Origin of the sequence: Cecembia sp., from assembly GCF_007126775.1 — a bacterium.
Lineage (GTDB): Bacteria > Bacteroidota > Bacteroidia > Cytophagales > Cyclobacteriaceae > Cecembia.
In genome coordinates, this window is record NZ_SLAP01000182.1 from 1 (window position 1) to 3972 (window position 3972).

The 3972-nt window shown below is 41.4% G+C and carries 3 protein-coding genes and 1 pseudogene; 2 read left to right on the forward strand and 2 right to left on the reverse strand.

Annotated elements, in window-relative coordinates:
* Nucleotides 1-911, forward strand: a pseudogene (locus QZT73_RS12105) (hypothetical protein); the annotation flags it as partial.
* 321 nt (nucleotides 912-1232) lie between these two features.
* Nucleotides 1233-2480, forward strand: a complete 1248-nt coding sequence (locus tag QZT73_RS12110; protein WP_291778799.1) for a hypothetical protein — start codon at nucleotides 1233-1235, stop codon at nucleotides 2478-2480.
* Nucleotides 2481-2629: 149 nt separating this feature from the next.
* Here QZT73_RS12110 and QZT73_RS12115 read toward each other — a convergent pair whose 3' ends face one another.
* Together QZT73_RS12115 and QZT73_RS12120 are read right to left on the reverse strand one after the other, a co-directional pair.
* Nucleotides 2630-3055, reverse strand: a complete 426-nt coding sequence (locus QZT73_RS12115; protein WP_291778797.1) for a nuclear transport factor 2 family protein — start codon at nucleotides 3053-3055, stop codon at nucleotides 2630-2632.
* Between the two features lie 85 nt (nucleotides 3056-3140).
* Nucleotides 3141-3566 carry a nuclear transport factor 2 family protein gene (locus tag QZT73_RS12120; RefSeq protein ID WP_291778794.1) on the reverse strand — a complete coding sequence of 142 codons (426 nt, stop codon included), beginning with the start codon at nucleotides 3564-3566 and terminating at the stop codon, nucleotides 3141-3143.
* Nucleotides 3567-3972 lie beyond the last annotated feature (406 nt).

The window sequence follows — 3972 nt, forward strand, 5'->3', positions numbered from 1 at the left end:
ATAATAGGACTGGGGGAGGAGGAGGCGGTGCCGAAGCTGTTGGGCAGCAAGGACCAAATGGCAATAGTCCCGGTGGAGCAGGAGGAGCAGGAGTTTCTTTCGGAATTAGCGGGATTGATATTTTTTATGCTGCGGGTGGTGGAGGAACTAGTACAGGAGGTGGCAGTGATGCAGGCGGAATAGGCGGTTCTGGTGTAGGAGGGAATGGAAACAATGGTGGTGTAGGAGGCAATGGACTTACACTAGGTTCTGGTGGCGGCGCTGGATCAACAGGTGGCGGTAATGGCGCCAACGGTATCGTTATCGTCCGTCAGACTTTTAGGATCCTCCCAGTCGAATACCTCTATTTTGATGCTGCATTCAGAAGACAGGAGCGTTTGGTGGAATTGAAATGGGCAACAGGCAAGGAATGGGAAAATTCGCATTTTGAAGTGGAGCGGGCAGTCAATCAGGTGAAGAACTGGGAAAGTATCGGACGCGTGGAAGGTGCAGGTTTTTCCGATGCGCCGGTGTTTTATGAATTTAAAGACAAGGAAGTCCCCTTAGTGGGAGGAAATATTTTTTACCGCCTCAAGCAGGTAGATTTTGACGGCACATTTGCTTACAGCAAAGTAGTGTCTGCCCGTGTGCCTGCCATAGAAGTTACCAATGGGGTGTGGCGGGCATTTCCCAACCCTACAGATGGACAAAACTTCAGGGTCAGCCTGATTGACCGCTCCCAGTATGATGAGGAAGCCATCACCTTCAGGTTGGTTCATCCTATGATTTTCACCCCACCACAGACCGTCACTTCAGAAAGCGAAATGAATGCGAGAATTGAGGAATTGGTACGAAAAATGCCTAAAGGGGTATTTGTGGTAGAGATCCAATGGGGAAGAAAAGTGGAGCATATCAAGGTGATGAAGAAGTAAAGCCTTTATTTAGTTTTTTTGTGGTTGGTAGCCACAATCCTGCACTTTTTCGAATTTCCAATAGGGATACAGGTATGTTTTAAATAGCTACACCTTTCGATGATCAAATAATTTCTTTTGGTTTTTACTTTGTATATATTAATAGTTGATAATCAGTAGTTTATACATTATTCTTCCCCTATGCTATATATCTGTGAACAAATACTGGCTCTTTTTATTTAATTTTAAATACATAAAAATGCATAATAATATATTAAAAATGTTTTTTATATAAAATAATAGGTCTACTTTTGTACTAGTAATTTGCTTTACTAAGATAAAATGGACCGAAAAATTAAGATTGTTGTTTTATTGTTGGGCTTTGCTTTGGCTTCTTTCCCTTCAAATGTTGTATTTGGACAGGCATGTTCTGATTGTGGTACCCCTAGAACTTACAGTTCAACAGGAAATTTAAATGTTGGATTGAATGCTTCAAATTGGTCAGGGCCAGGTGGCTTTTCTGTAGGGCAAATTGCAAGGTTTAGTGATCCTAGAAATTATATATGGACTGCTAACGATTTCAACTTAGGAGGAATTATTTTACGCGGAGGCGCTAATTTGACTCTTAATAGGTCAAATCAAGGGAACAATCCATCATTTACTATTTCGAATAATTGTATCGTTGTTGGAAGCGGGTCGACATTAAATTTGATTTATATTACTGCAATGGAGAATGTGACAATTTGTATAGAAGAGGGAGGAACATTGATAATGGATTCTAGATCAAGTACTAGAAATGATTTTTTTCTTGATAACGTTCAAATCAATCTTCAGGGTCCTAGAGCTCAATTAGATTTTGGAGATGCAAATATTATTGTCGGTAGTGGTGGAGTAAATATTGATGGATATGTTGGAGACGGTTGTGATGATCCTGATGGAAATGTAAGAAGTACTAATCCCACAGTAAGTGGTGATGATGTATGTTTATTATTTAGGGTTTCGGCATTACCTGTAGAATACCTCTATTTTGACGCAGGTTTCAGAAAACAAGAGCGTTTGGTGGAACTGAAATGGGCTACCTCTGCGGAATGGGAAAATTCACATTTCGAGGTAGAGCGTTCTTTGAACAATATTGACAATTGGGTTAAGGTAGGACAAATTCATGGAATGGGTTTTTCAGATGGCCCGGTGGAATACCAGTTTATGGATGAAAAGATTCCGTTTACAGGTAATTTCGTGTATTACCGTTTAAAGCAGGTGGATTTTGATGGGACCTTTGCCTACTCCAAGGTGGTTTCTGTCCGTGTGCCTGCCATGGAAGTTACCAATGGAGTGTGGCGGGCATTCCCCAATCCTACAGATGGACAAAACTTCAGGGTCAGCCTGATAGACAGCTCCCAATATGAGGAGGAAGCCATCACCTTCAGATTGGTCCATCCCATGGTCTTCACAGCACCGCAGACCGTAGCCTCTGAATGGGAAATGAATGCAGGAATAGAGGAACTGGTCAGAAAAATGCCTAAAGGGATATTTGTAGTAGAGATCCAATGGGGAAGGAAAGTGGAACATATCAAGGTGATGAAAAAATGAAATTTACCTAAGGATTCCAAATCCTTGATATCCCGGTTCGGGATTGCAAATCCCGAATAGTTTGTATTTACTGTACACCTTAGTGCCTTGGTGTCTTTGTGGCTATCTACTGTACTTGGTTCTTGGTAAAAGGTTTTTGGTACAAACAATTACCGCTTCTCCTCATACCAGGTCTTGTGCACAATTTTCCAGTTTCCATCAATCTTGATCAAAGTAAGGTAATCGTAATAGTAGATGCCAGGCCAGTATAATTCCGTCTTGGCCAGGGCAGTGTATCCTTTGACTTCCACTTCAATCAGGTGGTTGCTAAAATCTTCCGGATTTCTTTTTTCCCCTCTGGAAGTGCCGGAAGCCCATTCTTCATAGGGAGTGACCGTAAAGGTATCTCCTCTATACCCGATCAACCTGGCCGAAGGGTCAAAAGCCCGATCGAGTTTGTCCCGGTCTCTTTCCATCATCCCATCGAAATATAATTGTATGGTCTTGGCAATAGCGGCCTTTTCTTCCTCCAGGGTTTGGGAAAAGCCAACAGTACACAGCAGACAAAAGAGAAGAATTAAGGATGTTATTTTCATATCAATTTTAATTTATGATCAGGAAGAAATTAAAAAAAAGAACGATGTTTTTCTTGGTGCCTTAGTGGTATTCCAAAAATAGCCATTACCGCTTTTCCTCATACCAGGTTTTATGAACAATTTTCCATTTCCCGTCAATTTTAACTAAAGTGAGATAATCAAAATAATAAATACCAGGCCAGAAACCCTCTGTCTTGGCCATTGCCGTGTAACCTTTCAGCTCTAAACCGATCAATTCGTTGCTGAAATCTCCAGGGTTTAATTTTTCAGCTTTTGCCATTTCAGCTGCCCAATCTTGATAAGGGATTGCCAAAAAAGTCTCCCCAAGGTAACCAATAAGCCGTGCATTTGAATCAAAAGCCAAAGCCAGTTTGTCCAGATCTCCTTCCATCATTCCTTCGAAATAGAATTCGATAGTCTTGGCAATAGCGGCTTTTTCTTCCTCAATTGTTTGAGAAAAAGCAGCGGTATGGAGTAGAAGAAAAAGGGTAAGTAAGGAGGAATTTTTCATACCAAATGGATTTTATGATCGGTAGGTAAATTAACCAAACAAGAACAGCTATCCAAAAAGACTTGTCCTTGTCACTTCGAGATTTTAAAATTTGGTATTTACAGAAAAGTAAATGACATCTAGCGAGCCGTCATACTGATCCCGAGTAATTCGGGAGAAGCATCCCCTCTTATTTTGGGAGACCCCCCGAAAGGATCGGGGCAGGCTTTCGCTTCACTCAGGGTGACGGTTCCAGTAACCTGTCAATGGTAGACGAAGCCTGCAGTGTCGAAGTATCTCCTTTGGTTATTTGAGACTCTTCGCTTTACTCAGAGTGTATCCATTACTAATAGCCCTCCAAGGGTTCGAGACCCTTGGAGGGTTTGGGTAAAATTCGTGTTTTATTGAACTCACATTTAATTTTAAA

Bases quoted from the DNA above. Each gene is read 5' to 3' on its own strand.
- QZT73_RS12110 (WP_291778799.1), top strand. From the start codon at position 1,233: ATGGACCGAAAAATTAAGATTGTTGTTTTATTGTTGGGCTTTGCTTTG.
- QZT73_RS12115 (WP_291778797.1), bottom strand. From the start codon at position 3,055: ATGAAAATAACATCCTTAATTCTTCTCTTTTGTCTGCTGTGTACTGTT.
- QZT73_RS12120 (WP_291778794.1), bottom strand. From the start codon at position 3,566: ATGAAAAATTCCTCCTTACTTACCCTTTTTCTTCTACTCCATACCGCT.